General features: G+C 75.4%; 2 protein-coding genes. Both read left to right on the top strand.

Features of this window, described 5'->3' with window-relative positions; translation table 11 throughout:
- The first annotated feature begins 299 nt into the window (after positions 1-299).
- A complete protein-coding gene (locus tag Q1N79_RS24910; protein WP_300612997.1) occupies positions 300-989 on the top strand; it encodes an ABC transporter ATP-binding protein in 690 nt (229 codons plus the stop codon).
- Positions 986-3,326: FtsX-like permease family protein (locus Q1N79_RS24915; protein ID WP_300612999.1), on the top strand; the 2,341-nt coding region annotated here is incomplete at its 3' end. The genes Q1N79_RS24910 and Q1N79_RS24915, both read left to right, overlap by 4 nt.

Here is a 3,326-nt window from a genome sequence, read left to right on the forward strand (position 1 = left end):
ACCACCCCGCTGGCCAGCGACGCCGCCAGGAACACGCCCGCGATCGCGATGTCGAAGGCGACTGCGCGCCTGGACAACGTGGCCCTCGGCTCATCCGAGCGCGCGAACGCTACGAGCTGACGTGGCCAGCCAGGTGCGCCGGCAGTCCGATCCTCACGCATCTCCCCATTGTGATACCGCTGCCGCCGGCTGCCGTCCGCTACGGGGCGGAGCCGCGTACATCAGAAGGATGACCGGCACGCCCAGTTGCATCCGGCGGCCGACGCCGACGGCTGGTCGTTCCCCCTAGGTTGCCGATCATGAACGCTCTCATACAGCTCAGCGGGGTCACGAAGCGCTATGACGATGGCGGCAGCGCTGCCGTCGACGACGTCTGCCTGGCTGTCGCGCCCGGCGAGTCGGTGGCGGTGATGGGGCCGTCCGGCAGCGGCAAGTCGACGCTGCTCAACCTGGTCGCGGGCCTGGACCGGCCCACCTCCGGCGCGATCGTCGTCGCTGGCCAGCGGATCGACACGCTGAGCGAGACCGGCGTGGCCCGGTTCCGGCGGCGCGAGATCGGCATGATCTTCCAGTTCTTCAACCTGCTCGACGACCTGACCGTCGCTGACAACGTGCTGCTGCCCGCCCAGCTTGCCGGGATGCGGACCGCCGCGGCCAGGGCCAGGACCGCCGAGCTGCTGACGGCGCTGCGGATCGAGCGGCACCGCGACGCCTACCCGGCGAGGCTGTCGGGCGGCGAGCGGCAGCGGGTGGCGATCGCGCGGGCGCTGGTGAACTCCCCGGAACTGCTGCTCGCCGACGAGCCGACCGGGGCGCTGGACAGCGCCGCCGGCCAGGAGATCGGCCGGCTGCTTCGCGGGCTCAACGCCGCCGGGCAGACGCTGGTCCTTGTCACCCACGACCCGGCCCTGGCCCGCCGGTACGCCGCCCGCACCGTGCGGCTTGCTGACGGCCGGGTCGTGGCGGCGGGCGCGGCGGTGCAGGCGTGAGCGGGTCAGGCGCGGTCAGGACCGCCGCGGGCGGCATGCGACGGCACACGGTGCAGTCGGTCGTCATCGGCGCGGTCCTTGCCGTCTCCACCGCCTCGGCCACGCTCGGCCTCGCGCTGCTCGCGGTCAGCAACGGCCCGTTCCAGCGGGCGTTCGCCGCCCAGCACGGGGCGGACGTCGCCGTCACCGTGAGCGCGGTGCGCGCCAGTCCCGCGGACCTGGCGCGCACCCGCGCCCTGCCAGGGGTCATCGCGACGGCCGGGCCGTTCGCGCAGGCCACGGTCAGCGTCAGCGCAGGCGGACAGCCGTCCGGGCAGCTCACCCTCGCCGGGCGTGCCTCCCCTGGCGGTCCGGTCGACGACCTGGTGCTGTACGCCGGGCACTGGCCGGACGGCCCGGGCCAGGTGGTGCTCGACGCCTTCGGCGGGCGGAGCGTGCGCGGCAGGTCCGGCGCCCCGGGCGGCACGCCGCTGGGCAGCGCCCTGTCCGTCACCGGCGTGCCGGGAACGCCGTCCCTGGTCGTGGTCGGCTTCGCCAACTCGGTCACGAGCACCGCCGACGGCTGGGTCACCCCCGGCGAGATCGCCGCGCTGCGAGCGCCCGGCGTGCCCGCGAGCGAGCAGCTGCTGTACTCATTCGCCCGCGCGGGCGGCTACCCGCAGGTCCGCGCCGACATAGCCGAGATCACCAGGGCGCTGCCCGCCGGAGCCGTCGCCGGGGCCGGCTCCTGGCTCGCCGCGCAGGCCGCCGCCGAGGGAAACGCGGCGATCATGGAGCCGTTCGTGGTCGCGTTCGCGCTGATCGGCCTCGTGATGGCGGTGCTCATCGCCGGTAACGTGGTCAGCGGCGCGGTGGTCGCCGGGTATCACAGGATCGGCGTGCTGAAGAGCGTCGGCCTGAGCCCGGCTCAGGTCGTGGCCGTGTACCTGAGCCGGATCGGCTGGCCTGCCGTGTGCGGGTGCCTGGCGGGCGTCGCGGCGGGCAGCGTGCTCGCGATCCCCGTGCTGGCGGACTCGGCCGGCGCCTACGGCGTCGGCAGCCAGCAGGTTCCGCCGTGGGCGTCGGTCGCCGCGCCGGCCGGGATGCTCGCGCTGACCATGCTCGCCGCGTTCGGCCCCGCGCTGCGCGCGGGCCGGCTGCCGGCCGCGACGGCGATCGCCGCGGGCCGCGCGCCCAGGACGGGCCGCGGGTACGCCGCGCACCGGCTCGCCGCCCGGCTGGGCCTGCCGCGCCCGGCCGGCCTCGGCCTCGCGGCGCCGTTCGCCAGGCCCGCGCGCACGATGGTGACGCTGGCCGCGATCGCGTTCGGCGCCACCGCCGTGATCTTCGCGGTCGGGCTGAACTCCTCGCTGAACCGGGCGGCGGCCAGCCAGGCGCTGTCCGCCACGGTCCCTGTGCAAATCCAGCAGCTCGGCCCGGGCGCCGCGCAGGCCGGGCCGGGAAGCGGCCCGCCGCCGTTTCCCACCGCTGCCCAGGACGCCGCGGTGACGGCCGCGCTCGCCGCCCAGCCGGGCACGCTGCACGAGGTCGCGGTGTACGGCGCGCCAGTCAAGGTCGCGGGGATCACGCAGAACGTGTTCGCGAACGTATTCGGCGGCGACGCCTCCTGGACCGGGTACGGCGTCATCGCCGGCCGCTGGTACGACGCGCCAGGCGAGGTCGACGTCAACACCACGTTCCTGGACGCGAGCGGCCTGGCCGTCGGCGACACCGCGACCGTCAGCACGGGCACCGCGCAGGCGGTCGTGCGCATCGTCGGCGAGGTTTTCCAGCCGTCAGGCAACCCCCAGCTGTTCGCCGGCGCGCGGACCCTGCCCGGCATCGCCAACGGCGAGGACCTGCAGCAGTACGACGTGGGGCTGCGGCCGGGCACGAGCCCCGGCGGCTACATGCAGGCGGTGGACCGGGCGCTCGGCAGCCAGAGCCCGTGGGCGGCGACCGCCCCTGACATCGGCGACTTCTATCCGGTCGCGATCGGCCTGCTCGGCCTGCTCGCGCTGATGGTCGCGGTCGCCGCGGGCCTCGGGGTGCTCAACACGGTCCTGATGACCACCAGGGACCGCGTGCACGACCTCGGCATCTTCAAGGCCCTCGGCATGCGCCCCGGCCAGGTGCTCACGATGGTGACCTGCTGGGTCATCGCGCCCGCGGTGCTGGCGGCGGTGATCGCGGCCCCGGCCGCGGTCGCCCTGAACGCCGCGACCGTCGGCGCGATGGCGGCCACCGCGCACACCGGCGTGCCGGCCAGCTTCGCCCAGGTGTTCCCGCCGGCGCGGCTGGCCCTGCTGTCGCTGGCGGCGCTGGTCATCGCGGTCGCCGGGGCGCTGGCACCCGCGA

Origin of the sequence: Trebonia sp. (genome assembly GCF_030042015.1) — a bacterium.
Taxonomy (GTDB): Bacteria; Actinomycetota; Actinomycetes; order Streptosporangiales; family Streptosporangiaceae; genus Trebonia.

What these genes read in the sequence shown, in the direction of transcription:
- Q1N79_RS24910 (WP_300612997.1), top strand. Translation starts at nt 300, where the DNA reads ATGAACGCTCTCATACAGCTCAGCGGGGTCACGAAGCGCTATGACGAT.